Annotated in this window: 8 protein-coding genes; 5 read left to right on the top strand and 3 right to left on the bottom strand. The window is 61.1% G+C overall.

Going from position 1 to position 17,230, the window contains the following annotated elements; genetic code table 11:
- The first annotated feature begins 110 nt into the window (after positions 1–110).
- From glgX to OH720_RS15405, 5 genes are all read left to right on the top strand, one after another.
- Positions 111–2,270 carry a glycogen debranching protein GlgX gene (gene glgX / locus OH720_RS15425; RefSeq protein WP_272606332.1) on the top strand — a complete coding sequence of 720 codons (2,160 nt, stop codon included), beginning with the start codon at positions 111–113 and terminating at the stop codon, positions 2,268–2,270.
- A 188-nt stretch (positions 2,271–2,458) separates the two neighbouring features.
- Positions 2,459–3,217, top strand: a complete 759-nt coding sequence (locus OH720_RS15420; protein ID WP_272606331.1) for a PIG-L deacetylase family protein — start codon at positions 2,459–2,461, stop codon at positions 3,215–3,217.
- A gap of 880 nt (positions 3,218–4,097) precedes the next feature.
- Positions 4,098–4,898, top strand: a complete 801-nt coding sequence (locus OH720_RS15415) for an endonuclease/exonuclease/phosphatase family protein (protein WP_272606330.1) — start codon at positions 4,098–4,100, stop codon at positions 4,896–4,898.
- A gap of 230 nt (positions 4,899–5,128) precedes the next feature.
- Positions 5,129–7,843, top strand: a complete 2,715-nt coding sequence (locus tag OH720_RS15410; protein WP_272606329.1) for an autotransporter family protein — start codon at positions 5,129–5,131, stop codon at positions 7,841–7,843.
- Between the two features lie 312 nt (positions 7,844–8,155).
- Positions 8,156–9,223, top strand: a complete 1,068-nt coding sequence (locus OH720_RS15405) for an autotransporter domain-containing protein (protein ID WP_272606328.1) — start codon at positions 8,156–8,158, stop codon at positions 9,221–9,223.
- 74 nt (positions 9,224–9,297) lie between these two features.
- Here the strand turns inward: OH720_RS15405 and glgB are convergent, their stop codons facing one another.
- The 3 genes from glgB to OH720_RS15390 form a co-directional block, all read right to left on the bottom strand.
- Positions 9,298–11,532, bottom strand: coding sequence for a 1,4-alpha-glucan branching protein GlgB (glgB, locus tag OH720_RS15400; RefSeq protein WP_272606327.1), 2,235 nt, complete (start codon positions 11,530–11,532; stop codon positions 9,298–9,300).
- 2 nt (positions 11,533–11,534) lie between these two features.
- Positions 11,535–14,876, bottom strand: coding sequence for a maltose alpha-D-glucosyltransferase (treS, locus tag OH720_RS15395; RefSeq protein ID WP_272606326.1), 3,342 nt, complete (start codon positions 14,874–14,876; stop codon positions 11,535–11,537).
- 179 nt (positions 14,877–15,055) lie between these two features.
- Positions 15,056–17,050 (bottom strand): alpha-1,4-glucan--maltose-1-phosphate maltosyltransferase, encoded by a 1,995-nt coding sequence (locus tag OH720_RS15390; RefSeq protein WP_272606325.1) that lies wholly within the window; start codon positions 17,048–17,050, stop codon positions 15,056–15,058.
- Between the last annotated feature and the right edge of the window lie 180 nt (positions 17,051–17,230).

Genomic DNA, 17,230 nt, shown 5'->3' with positions numbered 1-17,230 from the left:
CTACCGTTGTCGTGAAGGTTTTCCAGTGGCGAGTCCGCTCGCCACAGAGGGGTCTGCTCGCCCGCGAAAAAAACTGAGCCCCGTCACTGTCTGCCGTTACTGGAGCACTTATGACCCGTCCCAAGAAAGAAACGCCGCCTCCCCGCGCCGAGCCGTCGCGCATCCGCGAAGGTCTGCCCTTTCCGCTCGGTGCAACCTGGGATGGCCTGGGGGTCAATTTCGCCCTGTTCTCGGCCAACGCCACCCGGGTCGAACTGTGCATCTTTGATGACGCCGGCGAAGTGGAACTCGAACGCATCGAACTGCCGGAATACACCGACGAGATTTACCACGGCTACCTGCCCGACGCCCATCCGGGGCTGATCTACGGCTACCGCGTGTACGGTCCGTATGACCCGGCCAACGGCCACCGTTTCAACCCCAACAAGCTGTTGATCGACCCCTACGCCAAACAATTGGTCGGTCAGTTGAAATGGTCCGAGGCCTTGTTCGGCTACACCATTGGCCACCCCGACGCCGACCTCAGTTTCGACGAACGCGACAGCGCGCCCTTCGTGCCCAAATGCAAGGTGATCGACCCGGCGCACACTTGGGGCCACGATCATCGGGTCAGCGTGCCATGGGACAAGACGATCATCTATGAAACCCACGTGCGCGGCTTCAGCATGCGCCACCCCGCCGTTCCCGAAAACCTGCGGGGGACCTTTGCCGGGCTGATGGTCGACGAAGTGCTCGAGCACATCCGCAAGCTGGGCGTATCGACCGTCGAGCTGCTGCCGATCCACGCCTTCGTCAACGACCAGCACCTGCTGCACAAAGGCATGACCAATTACTGGGGCTACAACAGCATCGCGTTCTTCGCCCCCGACCCGCGTTACCTGGCCAGCGGCAAGATCGCCGAGTTCAAGGAAATGGTCGCGCACCTGCACGAAGCCAACCTGGAAGTGATCCTCGACGTGGTCTACAACCACACCGCCGAGGGCAACGAACAAGGCCCGACCCTGTCCATGCGCGGCATCGACAACGCCTCCTATTACCGCTTGATGCCTGAGGACAAGCGCTTCTACATCAACGACTCCGGCACCGGCAACACCCTGGACCTGAGCCACCCCTGCGTATTGCAGATGGTCACCGACTCCCTGCGCTACTGGGCCTCGGAAATGCATGTGGATGGCTTCCGTTTCGACCTGGCGACCATCCTTGGGCGTTATCACGACGGTTTCGACGAGCGCCACAGCTTCCTCGTGGCCTGCCGCCAGGACCCGGTACTGCGCCAGGTCAAGCTGATCTCCGAGCCTTGGGATTGCGGGCCCGGCGGTTATCAGGTCGGCCGCTTTCCCCCGGGCTGGGTGGAATGGAACGACAAGTTTCGCGACACCGTGCGCGCGTTCTGGAAAGGCGACGACGGCCAGCTGGCGGACTTCGCCAGTCGCATGACCGCTTCCGGCGAGATGTTCAACCAGCGTGGCCGGCGGCCCTATTCATCGCTGAACTTCATCACCGCCCACGACGGTTTCACCCTCAACGACCTGGTGTCGTACAACGACAAGCACAACGAAGCCAACGACGAGAACAACCAGGATGGCAGCAACAACAACCTGTCCTGGAACCATGGCGTCGAAGGCCCCACCGACGACCCGCAGATCAACGCCCTGCGGCATCGTCAGATGCGCAATTTCTTTGCCACCTTGCTGCTGGCCCAGGGTACGCCAATGCTGGTGGCCGGCGATGAGTTCGCCCGGACCCAGGAAGGCAACAACAATGCCTATTGCCAGGACAGTGACATCGGCTGGGTCAACTGGGACCTGAGCGAAGACGGCAAGGCCCTGCTCAAGTTCGTCAAGCGCCTGATCAAGTTGCGCCTGAGCTATCCGATCCTGCGCCGCGGGCGCTTCCTGGTGGGCAACTACAACGAGGACATCGGCGTCAAGGACGTCACCTGGCTGGCGCCCGATGGCAGCGAAATGACCACCGAGCATTGGCACGATGCGCACAATCGCTGCCTGGGCATGTTGCTCGACGGGCGCGCCCAGGAAACCGGGATCCGTCGCAAAGGCGCGGATGCCACGCTGTTGCTGGTGGTCAACGCCCATCACGACATCGTCAACTTCCTCCTGCCGGAGGTACCCGACGGCGGCTTCTGGACGTGCCTGATCGACACCAATCAACCGTCCATACGCGGCCAGGAGCGCTTCGATTTCGGGCGCGAGTACTCGGTCACCGGGCGCTCGCTGCTGTTGTTCGAACTGCAGCGCGAGGAAGAGGAGTAAAACAGCGCGTCGGAAAATTTGTGCCATGCATGCACATCCGGCGCGACGAATAGCGATACATGAGCAATACTCGATGCGCGGCTGTCCAGGGTCCGGAGCGCCGCGCTTCGCTATCAACCTGCCCTCACGGCTGCTACAGCGCTTGCTGTTGTGCACGAGTGGGGCGAACGGAACAAGGACGTAACGTCATGAAATCTGTGTCCATCAGTGACAGCGGCTGTGCAGAACAAATCTGGAACAGCGCCCCGCAACTGGCGAATATCCCGGTAATCGGTACCCAGTCCCTCCTCCCCCCCGGCGCCCGCGCCGTGGTGATCGCCCCCCATCCTGGCGACGAAGTGGTGACCTGCGGCGGTCTGCTGCAGTTGCTCAGCGCCACGGGCCACCCCTTGCAACTGATCTCGGTGACCGACGGCAGCGCCAGCCATCCAGGTTCGCAACAGTGGTCGGAGAAGCGCCTGAGCGTGTTCCGCTCCCAGGAAAGTGTCGAGGCCTTGCGCCGGCTCGGGTTGCCGATGCACAGCCTGAAATGGATACGTGGCGGCTTCACCGACCACACCCTGGCGGAGCATGAACAGGCGCTCACGCAATTCATCGCCCGTTATCTACGCCCGGGCGATGTGGTGTTCAGCACCTGGTGCGAGGATGGCAACAGCGACCATGACGCCGTCGGCCGCGCCAGCGCCAATGCTGCCACCATCGCCGGTGCCGTCTTCACTGAAATACCGGTCTGGGCCTGGCACTGGCCATCGCGAGACAGTACGTTGATCCCCTGGCACCGGGCACGCAAAGTGCGCCTGGACACCTGGACGGTGGCGCGCAAGAGCCACGCTACCCATGCTTACGCCAGTCAGCTCGATGGCGAGCCGGCCGTAGGGATTGCGCCACGGTTGCCGCGGGTGTTGCTGGAGCGGATGCGGTTGCCTTATGAGATTGTGTTTGTCTGAAAGGACGTAGGCGGTTGTCGGCGTACATATCCATTGCTGCGGTAACGGGTACCCTAGGGTTCGCGTGAAACCTTGTAGGAGCGAGGCTTGCCCGCGAAGGCGTCCTGGCAGGCGACCATTTTTTTTCAGGTGTACATATCCATTGCTGCGGTAACGGCCACTTATGGTTTCGCCCTTACGGCGAGTCCCTTTTTCAAACGCCAAAAAGGAACCAAAAGGCTTTGCCCCACCACTCGGTGCCTCGCTAGGGCTCGGCATGCCCTCACTCCGGCATTGCTCCGTGGGTCGCCGCGATGGGCCATCCCTGGCCCAGCGCGGCTAAACCGGCGTCCTGCCGGTTTCCCCACTGCGCAATGCCTGCGTTCGGCCAGCGTGGTTAACGGGGCGCCCAGATCAAAAACCAAAGCGAGGCGGCCTGACAGCCGACCTGACTTTTACGGATGTACCTGATCCCCTGTAGGAGCCAGGCTTGCCGGCGAACCAGGCGCTGCGGTGTATCTGTTGTACCGCGTTATCGTTCTTCGCCGGCAAGCCTGGCTCCTACGGGGGTCGGGTACACCCGTAAAAGTCAGGTCGGCTGTCAGGCCGCCTCGCTTTGGCGTTTGATCTTGATCTGGCTTTTGATTTTCTTGCCCCAGCGAGGGGCCGAACGCCAGGGGCAAGAGCCCTTGGTTACTTGGGGCTTTTCCAAGTGACTCGCCGTAAGGGCGAAACCAAAGGTGGTCGTTACCGCAGGAATGGATATGTACACCGGAAAGATAATTCACGCGAACCATACGGTGCCCGTTACCGCAAAAATGGATATATACGCCGAAAGCGCTGAACTGCACGCTCCCCCATCAGTCGCATACATAAGCAACCCGGATTCAGAGGAGTGAAAGTGAGCAGAGACTCTAATCAGCAGGCAGCAGGTTCAGTGCCGCTGGACAGCCCCACGGTCATCCATCGATTGCGCGTGCTCACGGTCAACACCCACAAAGGCTTCACCGCCCTCAACCGGCGCTTCATCCTCCCGGAATTGCGCGAAGCGGTACGCAGCACCTCAGCGGACCTGGTGTTCCTGCAGGAAGTCGTCGGTGAACATGAGCGCCATTCCTCGCGTTACAACGATTGGCCGCAAACCTCGCAGTACGAGTTTCTCGCCGACAGCATGTGGAGCGACTTCGCCTACGGGCGCAATGCGGTCTACCCCGACGGTCACCACGGCAATGCACTGCTGTCCAAATACCCGATCCGCGAATACCGTAACCTGGACGTCTCCATTACCGGCCCCGAGCGCCGGGGGCTTTTGCATTGCGTGCTGGACGTGCCGGGCCACGCCGAGGTGCATGCGATCTGCGTGCACCTGAGCCTGCTGGAAAGTCATCGCCAGTTGCAGTTGCAGTTGCTATGCCAGTTGCTCGAATCCTTGCCCGATGAAGCACCCGTGATCATTGCCGGCGACTTCAATGACTGGCAGCTGCAGGGCAACGCCGCCCTCTCGCGCCGCGACTACTTGCACGAAGCCTTCGAACGCCACCATGGCCGCCCGGCAAAAACCTACCCGGCGCGCTTCCCGCTGTTGCGCCTGGATCGGATCTACCTGCGCAATGCCAGTAGCCACAATCCGAAAATCCTCGGCCACAAGCCCTGGACACACCTGTCGGATCATTTGCCGTTGGCGGTAGAAGTACACCTGTAACGCGTCAAATCTGCTCCCTACCTGTCATTTGTGACAGTAGATACATCCAAAAACACTTGCTACGGTGCTCCCATCCGTTCGCTTGACGCGTGCGGACATGCCCCGTAGCCGTCGTTGCCTGAAGGGTATTTTGCCTTCCTGATGATGTCTCGCGACTCGCGCTGCCGATGCACTTGATGCCTTGCCCTTCTTGCAAGGCATTGGGTGTCGAATCTTGAGCGGAGACGCACATGGACCTTTGCAAAGCACTGCCCAGCGGCCGATACAGCGCCTGTGCCCTTTCGATCTGGTTGTGCATGGGCTGGTCCCTGCCTACCCAGGCGGCATGTACCCTTACTCCCACGGCCGGTAACGACAACCTGGTGTGCGACAGCGGCAACAGCGGGCCGCTGACGGACCTGTCCGGAAACAACAGCCTGACCTTTCCCGTCAATGGCACCGGGACGATCACAGGCAATGTATCGACCGGCATCGGCAAAGACACGGTCATCATGGATTCCGGCGTCATTACCGGGAACGTCAATCAGGGGGACGGTGACGATACGTTCAGCATCAGTGCCGGTCAGGTCACCGGAGCCGTGAACCAGGGCAATGGCGTCGACACCTTTCGCATGGATGGCGGGACCATCCAGTCGCTTGCCCAGGGCGATAGCCGTGACATATTCGAGATGACCGCAGGCACGATCATTGCCGCTTTCGAGGACGGTGACACCGCCAGAATGAGCGGCGGCACCATAGGCCGGGTCGACATGAAGCTCGATAACAATCTGTTCGATCTGTCTGGTGGGCAGATCCTCGGCAATCTGGTCACCGGTTTTGGTAAAGACACTATCATCGTTTCCGGTGGCAGGATTGGCGGCAACATCAGTGTCAGCGGTGGCAACGACAGCATTACGGTGACCGGGGGCGAAATCATCGGCGAGATCCGAGCCAGCGCGGGCGATGACAGCTTGACCTGGGAGGGCGGCGGGATCATCCGTTCGGCGATCCTGATGGGCGATGGCAATGACCGGGCAACCCTGCGCAATCTCAATGAGAGCCTCCTGGCCCAGACCCCAGCCATCGATGGTGCCAAAGACAGCGATCTGCTGACCTTCGATAACACCACCACCAGCGGAGCCGCGCGTTACGTCAACTGGGAAACCGTCAACCTGAGGAATTCCTCGCGATTTGTCCTGGACGGTAATTTTGTCCTGGGTGACAGCGCCACCGGCAGTGGTGTGTTCAACATCGACGGCAGCAGTGTCGTGACCTCGACCCAAGGCAGCCTCACCCCCTTCACCGCAGGCCAGCTGGCGACGCTGAACAACGCCGGGATCATTGACCTGAGCAGTGGTAATACCCGCACCACCGATACCCTGACAGTGCAAGGCAACTATGCAGGCAGCGGCGGCCAACTATGGGTGCAGAGCGTCCTCGGCGATGACAGTTCCCCCAGTGACAAACTGGTCGTCAAGGATGGAACCATCACCGGCAGCACTTCGATTGTCGTCAATAACCTCGGAGGCCTTGGAGCGCTGACCCAGCAAAACGGAATCCAGGTGGTACAGGCCCAGGGCACGGCAACCAGCGACAATGGCGCTTTCACCCTGAGCGCCCCGCTTTCGGCCGGAGCCTTCGATTACGTCTTGTACAAGGGCGGCGTCACCGCTGGCAGCGAAAACAGCTGGTACCTGCGTTCGTCCGTAGTGGCCACGCCACTGGTCGCGGTGCCCAATCCGGATCCCGCCTTGCCACCGATTCTGGTACCACCGCTCGTGGTGCCCAACCCGGATCCAGCCTTGCCGCCGATTCTGGTAGCCCCGGTCGCGGTGCCCAACCCGAATCCCGCTTTGCCACCGATTCTGGTCGCACCGGTCACGGTGCCTAACCCGGATCCCGCCTTGCCACCGATTGCGGTACCACCGGACGCGGCGCCGCTCGCGACGCCGGTAGCGGCCGTCGGCTCGCCGCCATTGCCGGCTCCTGAGCCCGGTGCTGCACCCATTGCCCTGTACCGCCAGGAAGTCCCGGTTTGGTCTGTGTTGCCACCGGCGGCCGCGCAGCTGGCCCTGACGACACTCGGCACCTTTCACGATCGCCAGGGTGACCAACGCCTGCTGAACGAGACCGGCGACTTTGGCGCGGGCTGGGGACGGGTCTACGGGAAAAACTTCGACCAGACCTGGTCCGGCACCGTCACGCCACGGCTCGACGGCTCGCTCAACGGCTTTCAGGTGGGCAACGATCTGTTCGGCTCGCAAACTTCCGGTGGGCAGACCCAGCGCACCGGTTTCTTCATCGGCCATACTCGGTTGAAGGGTGATGTCGACGGTTTCAACCAGGGCTTCCAGGACAAACGTGCAGGTAAGGTCGAGCTGCAAGGCGACAGCCTGGGGCTCTACTGGACCCTGATAGATCCCATGGGCTGGTACTTCGATACCGTGGCGATGTACACCTGGCTGAACCGCGACAGCCACTCCGATCGCGACCTTAAAATCGACAACGATGGCCACGCCATGACCTTCTCGGTCGAGGGCGGCTACCCCGTCAAAGTGGCAGACAACTGGGTGGTCGAACCCCAGGTGCAAGTCATCCATCAACAGGTTGACATAAATAGTCAGGACGACGGCATTTCCAAGGTGTCCTTCGATTCGGACCCAGCCTGGACCGGCCGCCTCGGCGCCCGGCTCAAGGGTCGCTACGAAGTCGCCGGCCTTCCGCTGGAACCTTACCTGCGCGTCAACCTGTGGCACACCGTCTCGGGAACCGACACGGTGACATTTGACGACAGCACCGAGATCAACACCGAACAACGCACCTCATCGGCGGACCTCGGCATCGGCGCGATCCTTACACTTGCACCGACTGTCAGCCTGTACTCCAACGCAGATTACAGCAGCAATATCGACAGCAACCCATTGCGTGGTATGAGCGGTAACCTGGGAATCAGGGTGAGCTGGTAAGTCCGAGCAAAGGCTCTAGCTCGCGAGTTTTTTGACGTTTTATCCAATAAACAAGCACTTAGGTATGCGTCGTAAATCAGTCACTTATATGATCTGAAATACCCCTACCATTTATCGGCCATTTTCTTGACGCAATGCCAGGGGTCCTCTTGACTTCACGTTACTACCCCGGAATCACCATCAGGAACAACCGATAACTCCCCGTAAAAAACGGGCGGGAATCGGCTTGCCCTAATTCATTCGGTCGCCCCTCACTCGGGGTAGGAGAGACGCCAAAGCGAGATACCGCATGCGATTGCAAGGTAGACCTCCATGAAAACTTCATTCACCCCTCAAGAGATCCGGATTAGTGTTTGCACCGTTTCAAGTACATTGCTGTTGTGTTCATCCATGGAAGTGCAGGCTTCCCCCACCGAGGAAGAAACCACCCCCTGGTACCGCCAGGACATCCCGACGCTTACCCTGCCTGCACCGACCACCCCTTATCCCGGCCACTTCAGCCCGATTGCCGATATACGCAGTTCAAGCCTGACCGTCGCAGAGGCTGCGCCCGCGGCCTGGGATCAACTGTATGGCCAGGCCTCGCGCCAGGCACAAACCGATGCCCTCGCCCAGGGTTTTTCCATTCCCGGCTCCGGCGAACTGAAAAGCCCGGCGCTTTTGACCCTGCAAAGCAATAACGGCCACACCCAGCGGGTCGGCCTGATCGGCGGCACCGCCGAGTTCCACGGCACCGGCAACGGCTTGCTAACCAATCGCGCGCAATCGGACCCGCGCAACGACACCCTCAACCTGCAAGGACAGAGCCTCGGCGCCTACTGGAGCCTGACCGGCCCCCAAGGCTGGCACGTCGATCTGTCGGCCAGCGGGGGTCGCGTCAATGGGTTCAGTCGCAATGAGCAAGGCGCCCGCCAAGCCACCGAAGGCAGCGCGGTGACCCTCTCGGTCGAAGGCGGCTTCCCGATCGGCATCAGTGAAAACTGGGTGGTCGAACCCCAGGCGCAATTGATCAATCAGCGGATCACCCTGGATACGCCCTATGCGGGTTCGGGCAACGCCTCCTCCAGCGAACTCAGCTCCTGGAGCGGCCGGGTCGGTGCCAAGTTGAAAGGTAGCTACGACATCAACGGCCTGCCCGTCGAACCCTATGTGCGAACCAACTTGTGGCACACCGTGTACACCGGCAATACCGTGACCCTCGACCAGGTCGACAAGATCAGCAGCAGCCGATACTCCTCGACGGTCGAACTGGGCCTGGGGTTGGTGGCCAGGGTGACGCCGACCGTGAGCCTGTACGTCAGCGCCGACTACAGCAGCGATGTGGATGACAATGATTTGAATGGGCTGATCGGCAGCCTGGGCGTGCGGATGCGTTGGTGAAAAAAATCTCCAGGCCCTTCGCGGGCCAGCCTGATCGACATGCGATCCGGCTGGCCCGCGAAAGCGGCCCCGGATCAGCCCGCCGGCCGTAACATCAACACCGCCAACGGCGGCAGGTTCAGCACCAGCGACAACGCCTGGCCATGGCTCGGCGATTCCTCGGCGGTTGCCCCGCCGCTGTTGCCATAGTTGGAGCCGGCATAGATCGACGAATCGCTGTTGAACACCTCGCTCCACTGCCCGGCAAACGGCACGCCGACCCGGTAAGCCTCGCGCGGTACCGGCGTGAAGTTGGCGACCACCAGTATCGGCTGGCCGTCCTTGCTCCAGCGCATCCAGGCGTAGACGCTGTTGATCGCATCATCGCCGATCAGCCACTGGAAGCCTTGCGGTACGTCGTCCTGTTCGTGCAGGGCCGGTTCTTCGCGATACAGGCGATTGAGGTCGCTCACCAGCTTCTGCACGCCTTTGTGCTCGGAGTACTGCAATAGATACCAATCAAGCTGCTGGTCGTGGTTCCACTCACGCCATTGGCCGAACTCGCAGCCCATGAACAACAGTTTCTTGCCCGGATGGGCCCACATGAAACTCAGGTAGGCCCGCAGGTTGGCGAATTTCTGCCAGCGGTCGCCGGGCATCTTGTCGATCAGCGAGTGTTTGCCGTGCACCACTTCATCGTGGGAAATCGGCAGGATGAAACGTTCCGACCAGGCATACACCAGGCCGAAACTGAGTTCGTTGTGGTGATGGGCGCGGTACACCGGATCCTGCTGGATGTAGTGCAGCGAATCGTGCATCCAGCCCATGTTCCATTTGTAGGCGAAACCCAGGCCGCCCTGTTGCGTGCCCTGGCTGACACCGGGCCAGGCGGTGGACTCTTCGGCGATCACCAGCGCCCCGGGGGCTTCCAGCGCGACGACGTCGTTAAGGTGACGCAGGAAGTCGATGGCTTCGAGGTTCTCGCGGCCGCCATGGCGGTTGGGCACCCACTCGCCGGCCTTGCGCGAGTAGTCGCGGTACAGCATCGACGCCACCGCATCGACGCGCAGGCCATCGACATGGAAATGCTTGAGCCAGTGCAGCGCCGACGCCAGCATGTAGCCGTGCACTTCGGTGCGGCCCAGGTTGTAGATCAGCGTGTCCCAGTCCTGGTGAAAGCCTTCCTGAGGGTTGCCATACTCGTACAGCGCGGTGCCGTCGAACTGGGCCAGGCCGTGGACGTCGGTGGGGAAATGCGCCGGCACCCAGTCGAGGATCACGCCGATACCCGCCAGGTGACAGTCATTGACGAAGGCGGCGAACTCGTCGCCGGTCCCGTAACGGGCGCTGGTGGCGAATTGCGAAAGCAGTTGATAGCCCCAGGAGCCGCCGAACGGGTGTTCCATGATCGGCATCAGCTCGATGTGGGTGAACCCCAGATCCTTCACATACGGAATCAGCCGCTCAGCCAGTTCCGGCCAGGTGTATTGCCGGGCCACTTCGCCCAGGTCGTCCAGCTCGCACTGCCAGGAACCGGCGTGCAGTTCGTAGATCGACAAGGGCGCCGTCCGGTGATGGCGTTCGCCCCGCGATTGCATCCAGTCCTGATCCTGCCAGTCGATCTTCAGAGGCGAGGCGACTTTCGAGGCGGTGTCCGGTGGCAGGCTGGTGGCCAGTGCCATGGGGTCGGCCTTGAGTGGCAGGATCCCGTCCTTGCCGAGGATTTCGTATTTGTAGGCCTCCCCCGCCTGCAGGCGGGGGATGAACAATTCCCAGACACCGGTAGGGTGGCGCAGGCGCATCGGATGGCGACGACCGTCCCAGGCGTTGAAGTCACCCACCACCGACACCCGCCGGGCGTTCGGCGCCCACACGGCGAACCGCACGCCATCGACGCCGTCAACGGTCTTCAACTGGGCGCCCAGGGCGCTGCTGAGGTCGCGGTGATTGCCTTCGGCGAACAGGTACAAATCCATGTCACCGAGCAACGGGCCAAAACTGTAGGGGTCTTCGGCAATTTGTTCGCCACCGGCCCAGCGGGTGCGCAACAGATACGGCTGCGCCCGCTGGAAGTGCCCGACGAACAGCCCTGGGGTCTGGGTCGCTTCCAGGTTGCCCAGCTCCTCCCCGGTTTCCTTGTCCACCACTTGCACGCTCAAGGCGCCCGGCAAATACGCGCGGATGAATTGTCCGCCGGCACCATCGCCGTGGGGGCCGAGAATGGCAAAGGGATCGCGATGCTCGGCCCGCACCAGCGCATCGATATCCCGCGCCCTGGGTAGCAGCGCTTCACTGTGATGATGACCCTGTTCCTTGTTCGAGAAACTCATGACTACTCTCCACCAAGATCGGAAAAGGGTTTAAGCCCACTCAATAATCCATATAAACCGTGCAATGGCACGGGCAGCCAGCCGGGGCGATTTTCCGCCTCGTAGGCCACTTCATACGCCGCCTTCTCCAGGCCGAACAATGCCAACGCGGCATCTTCGCCATCCGGATCTTGCCACGCATGGCCAAGCGTAGCTGCCGCCAGCCGATAAGCGTGGATAAATGCCTGTCTTGCCTCACTTAAATAACGATCGCCGACCCGTTGGCGAGCTTCCTGGGCATTAGCTGTGTTATCGACGTTATGCACGTTGATGGTCATCGCCGCCGCATAGTCGAAGGAGCGCAGCACGCCACTGACATCCTTGTACGGGCTGTGCTTGCCCCGACGTTCTGGCAGTGGTCGCGCCGGTTCACCTTCGAAGTCGATCAGGTACGCATCGCCCTTGATCACCAGCACCTGGCCGAGATGCAAATCACCGTGTACGCGGATCCGCAGTCCACCGGCGGTCTTTTTGGCCAGCTCCTGGACATGGCCGAGAATGGCCTTTTTGTTCTCCAGTAAACGGCTGACCAGGGTTTTGTCCGCCGGGTTCAGTTCATCTTGATGCTGCTTGAGCAACTTCAATGCATGCTCGATTTGTGCCACCACATCCTTGCCCGTCGCCGACGCATCCTTTTGCGTGGTGATGTGCGGATCAAAGTCGGGGTTTTCGCTGGCAGCCGCCAGCACCTGATGCATTTCACCCAGGCGCTGGCCGAGCATGGCAGCGAAATCCTTCAGCTCGCCCAGCGCGTTGTAGTGCTGTTCCTGCTCGGACATGGCGTCCGCGAGTTCGTCGCGCAACGCCCGCTCGAGGTTGTTCTGGGTCCACTCCCAGGCATCGCCCTGATTACTCAAGTAGCCCTGGGCGATCATCAGCAAGTTGTCCTCGCCCGCCGCATCCCGCCGCACCACCGCCCCCAACAGCGGCGAGATATTGCCGAAGCCGGCAGCGGTCAGGTAGGCGCTCATTTCCAGTTCCGGGTGCACGCCCGAGGCGACCTTGCGGATCAGTTTCAACACCAGGCTGTTGCCGACCACCACCGAACTGTTGGATTGCTCGGCGGACAGGTAACGCACTGCCGACTCCGCCGTCAGGCCCAGTTTGGCCAGCTCGGCCGTGGGTTCGAAACGGATCTCGCCGCCATCGGACGGCAAAACCGTGTGGTTGTGCATGCCTTGCAACACCGCACGGATGAAGTTTTCCAGGCTGAAGGCATCCGTGATCAAGCCGACCTGCGGGCCACGGCGCACCCGCGACAGGGCCAATTGCTGGGGCAATGCCGTGCCGACCTGGTCTTCGGCGATGAAGCCGAACGGCAGTTGGTAGCGGCTGGTCTGGCCACCGCCGGTGACTTCGATTTCACTCAGCAACACCGGATGCTGCGCATCGCCAAATCGCACACCGTAGGCCAGGTTGACCTGTTCGATGGCCGCGTCCTTGCCAGCGAACCAACGACGATTCTGCAGCCAGTTCGGCAGGATGCCCTGCTCCAATGTGGTGCGTGATGGCGCTTCGAGCAGTTCTTCCATGCGCTTTTTCAGCACAAGCGTGGTGAAGTCCGGCAGGCTTTGCGCCGGTTCCACGTGCCAACTCGGCATCTGGTTCTCCGCGGCCAGACCGAACCAGTAGAAACCGTAGGGCGCCAGGGTCAGGAGGAAATTCAATTGGCCAATGGGGGGGAACGCGTTACCGCCGAGCATCTCCACGGGCACCATGCCGACATACGCCGACAGGTCCAGCTCCACCGCCTGGGCGCTGCGCGAAACGTTGGCCACGCACAGAATGATCTCGTGCTTGCCGTCAGACCCGGTGTATTCGCGGGTATAGGCCAGCACGCGGCGATTGGTCGGCGAGAGCATTTTCAAGGTGCCACGCCCGAACGCCTTGGACTGCTTGCGCACCGCCAACATGCGCCGGGTCCAGTTCAACAGCGAATGCGGATCGCCGGCCTGGGTTTCGACATTCACCGACAGGTAGCCGTATTGCGGGTCCATGATCGGCGGCAGCACCAGGCTGGCCGGGTCGGCGCGGGAAAACCCGCCGTTGCGGTCGATCGACCATTGCATCGGCGTGCGCACACCGTCGCGATCGCCGAGGTAGATGTTGTCGCCCATGCCGATCTCGTCACCGTAGTACAAGGTCGGCGTGCCGGGCATCGACAGCAACAGGCTGTTGAGCAGTTCCACGCGCCGGCGATCACGCTCCATCAGCGGCGCCAGGCGCCGGCGAATCCCCAGGTTGATCCGCGCCCGCCGGTCGGCCGCATAGTAATTCCACAGGTAGTCACGCTCCTTGTCGGTGACCATCTCCAGGGTCAGTTCATCGTGGTTGCGCAGGAAAATCGCCCACTGGCAATTGGCCGGGATCTCCGGCGTCTGGCGCAAGATGTCGGTGATTGGAAAACGGTCTTCCTGGGCCAGCGCCATGTACATGCGCGGCATCAACGGGAAGTGGAACGCCATGTGGCATTCGTCGCCGTTCAGGCCCTTTTTATCGGTGTCGCCGAAATACAGCTGGGTGTCTTCCGGCCATTGATTGGCCTCGGCCAGCAGCATGCGGTCCGGGTAATGGGCGTCGATTTCGGCGCGGATCTGCTTGAGGACGTCGTGGGTCTCCGGCAGGTTCTCGTTGTTGGTGCCGTCGCGCTCGATCAGGTACGGGATGGCATCGAGGCGCAACCCGTCGATGCCCATGTCGAGCCAGTAGCGCATCACCGACAGCACCGCTTTCATCACCTGCGGGTTGTCGAAATTAAGATCCGGCTGGTGCGAGTAGAAGCGGTGCCAGAAGTATTGACCAGCCACCGGGTCCCAGGTCCAGTTGGATTTTTCGGTGTCGAGAAAGATGATGCGGGTGCCGTCGTATTTTTGATCGTCATCGGACCACACATAGAAATCCCGCGCGGCCGAACCTTTCTTGGCCTTGCGTGCGCGCTGGAACCAGGCGTGCTGGTCGGAGGTGTGATTGATGACCAGTTCGGTGATCACCCGCAAACCGCGTTTGTGCGCCTCGGCGATGAAGCGCTTGGCGTCGGCCATGGTTCCGTAGTCGCTGTGCACGCCGCGGTATTCGGCGATGTCGTAGCCATCGTCGCGGCGTGGCGAGGGGTAGAACGGCAACAGCCAGATGGTATTGACGCCCAGGTCGGCAATGTAGTCGAGCTTGGCGATCAGGCCGGGAAAGTCGCCGATTCCGTCGTTATTGGAGTCGAAGTAGGATTTGACATGAACTTGATAGATGACCGCGTCCTTGTACCAGAGCGGGTCCTTGATGAAGGTGGCTGCCTTGGGTTTCTTCGCCATTTGAAACTCCTGTCGAATTTGAAAAGCCGAACCGATCACCGGCCTCGAACGCGATGAGGTCAATGTGGGAGCGGGCTTGCTCGCGAAAGCGGTGTGTCAGGCGACATAAGCTTTGACTGTCCTGCCGCCTTCGTCGGAACGCCGCCCGGAGCAAGCCAGCTCCCACACAGAATTTCGGTTCAGGGGGTAATTCGCCAGATCCCGAACGGCTGAAACGCCGGATCGATGCGCATGAACTGGTACTTGCCATGCCAGGTCCAGCGATGGCCGTTCATCAAGTCTTCGCCCTGGGTGCTGGCATCGTCCGGCAAGCCCATTTCCCACAGCGGCAACTCGAAATTCGCCTCCTGGACGTTGTGCGGATCAAGGTTGACCGCCACCAGGATGAAATTGCTGCCGTCGGGGCTGCGCTTGCCGAAGTACAGGATGTTGTCGTTCCAGGCGTTATAGACCTTGAGGCCCAGGTGCGAGTGCAGCGCCGGGTTTTGCCGGCGGATGCGGTTGAGCTGGGCGATCTCGGCAATGATGTTGCCGGGCGCGTTGAAGTCCCTGGGGCGGATCTCGTACTTCTCGGAGTCGAGGTATTCTTCCTTGCCAGGTACCGGCGCCGATTCACACAACTCGAACCCCGAATACATGCCCCACAGCCCCGAACCCATTGTCGCCAATGCCGCGCGAATGAGAAAACCGGGGCGACCGGATTCATGCAGGAACGCCGGGTTGATATCCGGTGTATTGACGAAGAAGTTCGGCCGGTAGCATTCGCGCCACGGCGATTCATTGAGTTCGGTGAAATAGGTCGCCAACTCCGACTTGGTATTGCGCCAGGTGAAGTAGGTGTAACTCTGCGAGTAACCGACCTTGCCCAGCCGCGCCATCATCGCCGGGGTGGTAAAGGCTTCGGCGAGAAAAATCACCTCCGGATAAAGCGCACGAACGTCGGCGATCAGCCACTGCCAGAACGGCAGCGGCTTGGTGTGCGGGTTGTCGACGCGAAAGATCTTCACGCCTTCCTGCACCCAGCCGACCACGATGTCACGCAGTTCGACCCACAGGCTGGGGATCGCCTCGACGGCATAGAAGTCGACATTGACGATGTCCTGGTATTTTTTCGGCGGATTCTCGGCGTATTTGATCGTGCCGTCCGGCCGCCAGTTGAACCACCCGGGGTGCTGCTTGAGCCAAGGATGGTCCTGGGAACACTGGATGGCAAAATCGAGGGCGATCTCCAGGCCGTAATCCGCGGCCGCCGCCACCAGGCGACGGAAGTCTTCGCGGGTGCCCAGCTGCGAGTGAATCGCCTCGTGCCCGCCCTCTTCACTGCCGATGGCATAGGGGCTGCCTGGATCGTCGGGGCCGGCGGTCAGGGAATTGTTCGGGCCTTTGCGATAACTGCGCCCGATCGGGTGGATCGGCGGGAAGTACAGGACGTCGAAGCCCATGTCCTGGATCATCGCCAGCCGTGAATGCACGTCATTAAAAGTGCCATGGCGCGCCGGATCGTCGGTGATCGAGCGCGGGAACAGTTCATACCAACTGGCAAACTGCGCCAACTCACGCTCGACATCGACCGGGTACTCCGGGCTCAGGCTCAGGTAGGCACGATGATCGGCCTGGGCCATCAGCTCGGCGCTACGGGGGTGCAGAAACAGTGCAACCTGCTCGGTTTCGAGCAATCCCGACAGTTCGTGGTGCAACGCGGCCAATTGCTCGCTCAGCTGATCTTCGGCGCGTTCGGCGGCTTGCTGGACGTATAGGCGACCTTCCTGCAGCTCAAGACTGACCGGAACGGCGGCCAGGTGCTTTTTTTCCAGTTCGTAGCAAAAACTGGCGAATTGATCGATCCAGGCTTCGATGCAGAACACATAGCGGCCCTGGCTCTGCACCCGAAAGCGGCCTTGCCAGCCATTGTTGCCCAGATCGGCCATGACCTCGCTTTGCCAGGCATCATCGCCCTCGGCCTGCCAACGCACTCGTACCGCCAGCTTGTCGTGACCGTCGGCAAACACCTTGCTGGTCACCACCACGTCCTGCCCCACCACGGCCTTGACCGCAAACTGGCCACCTTCAAGGGTCGGCAGGGTATTTTCAATCACGATTCGCGGCAGCAGCAAGGCCTGGGAAAGTGGCATGTGCGGATTGTAGCTCAGTTCAGTCGGTTTTTCAGCCGTCATCGAGCATCACTCCTTTACGCCCCATGGACGCTCTTGTGTCTGTTTGTCATCGCGCCGGGCGATTGCCCCTGCAATGAACTCACTTAGGTTCCGAGCGCCAGCCGCCGGGAAAAGTTCAGCGCGATCTGCCGGAATCAAATCCTGCGCGCAGTGGTCAACCAACTTAAGCACGACTCACGC

This window comes from Pseudomonas sp. WJP1 (assembly GCF_028471945.1).
Taxonomy (GTDB): Bacteria; Pseudomonadota; Gammaproteobacteria; order Pseudomonadales; family Pseudomonadaceae; genus Aquipseudomonas.
This window is presented reverse-complemented; position numbering and strand designations above follow the sequence as displayed.

What these genes read in the sequence shown, in the direction of transcription:
- glgX (WP_272606332.1), top strand. Translation starts at nt 111, where the DNA reads ATGACCCGTCCCAAGAAAGAAACGCCGCCTCCCCGCGCCGAGCCGTCG.
- OH720_RS15410 (WP_272606329.1), top strand. Translation starts at nt 5,129, where the DNA reads ATGGACCTTTGCAAAGCACTGCCCAGCGGCCGATACAGCGCCTGTGCC.
- OH720_RS15420 (WP_272606331.1), top strand. Translation starts at nt 2,459, where the DNA reads ATGAAATCTGTGTCCATCAGTGACAGCGGCTGTGCAGAACAAATCTGG.
- treS (WP_272606326.1), bottom strand. Translation starts at nt 14,876, where the DNA reads ATGGCGAAGAAACCCAAGGCAGCCACCTTCATCAAGGACCCGCTCTGG.
- glgB (WP_272606327.1), bottom strand. Translation starts at nt 11,532, where the DNA reads ATGAGTTTCTCGAACAAGGAACAGGGTCATCATCACAGTGAAGCGCTG.
- OH720_RS15405 (WP_272606328.1), top strand. Translation starts at nt 8,156, where the DNA reads ATGAAAACTTCATTCACCCCTCAAGAGATCCGGATTAGTGTTTGCACC.
- OH720_RS15390 (WP_272606325.1), bottom strand. Translation starts at nt 17,050, where the DNA reads ATGACGGCTGAAAAACCGACTGAACTGAGCTACAATCCGCACATGCCA.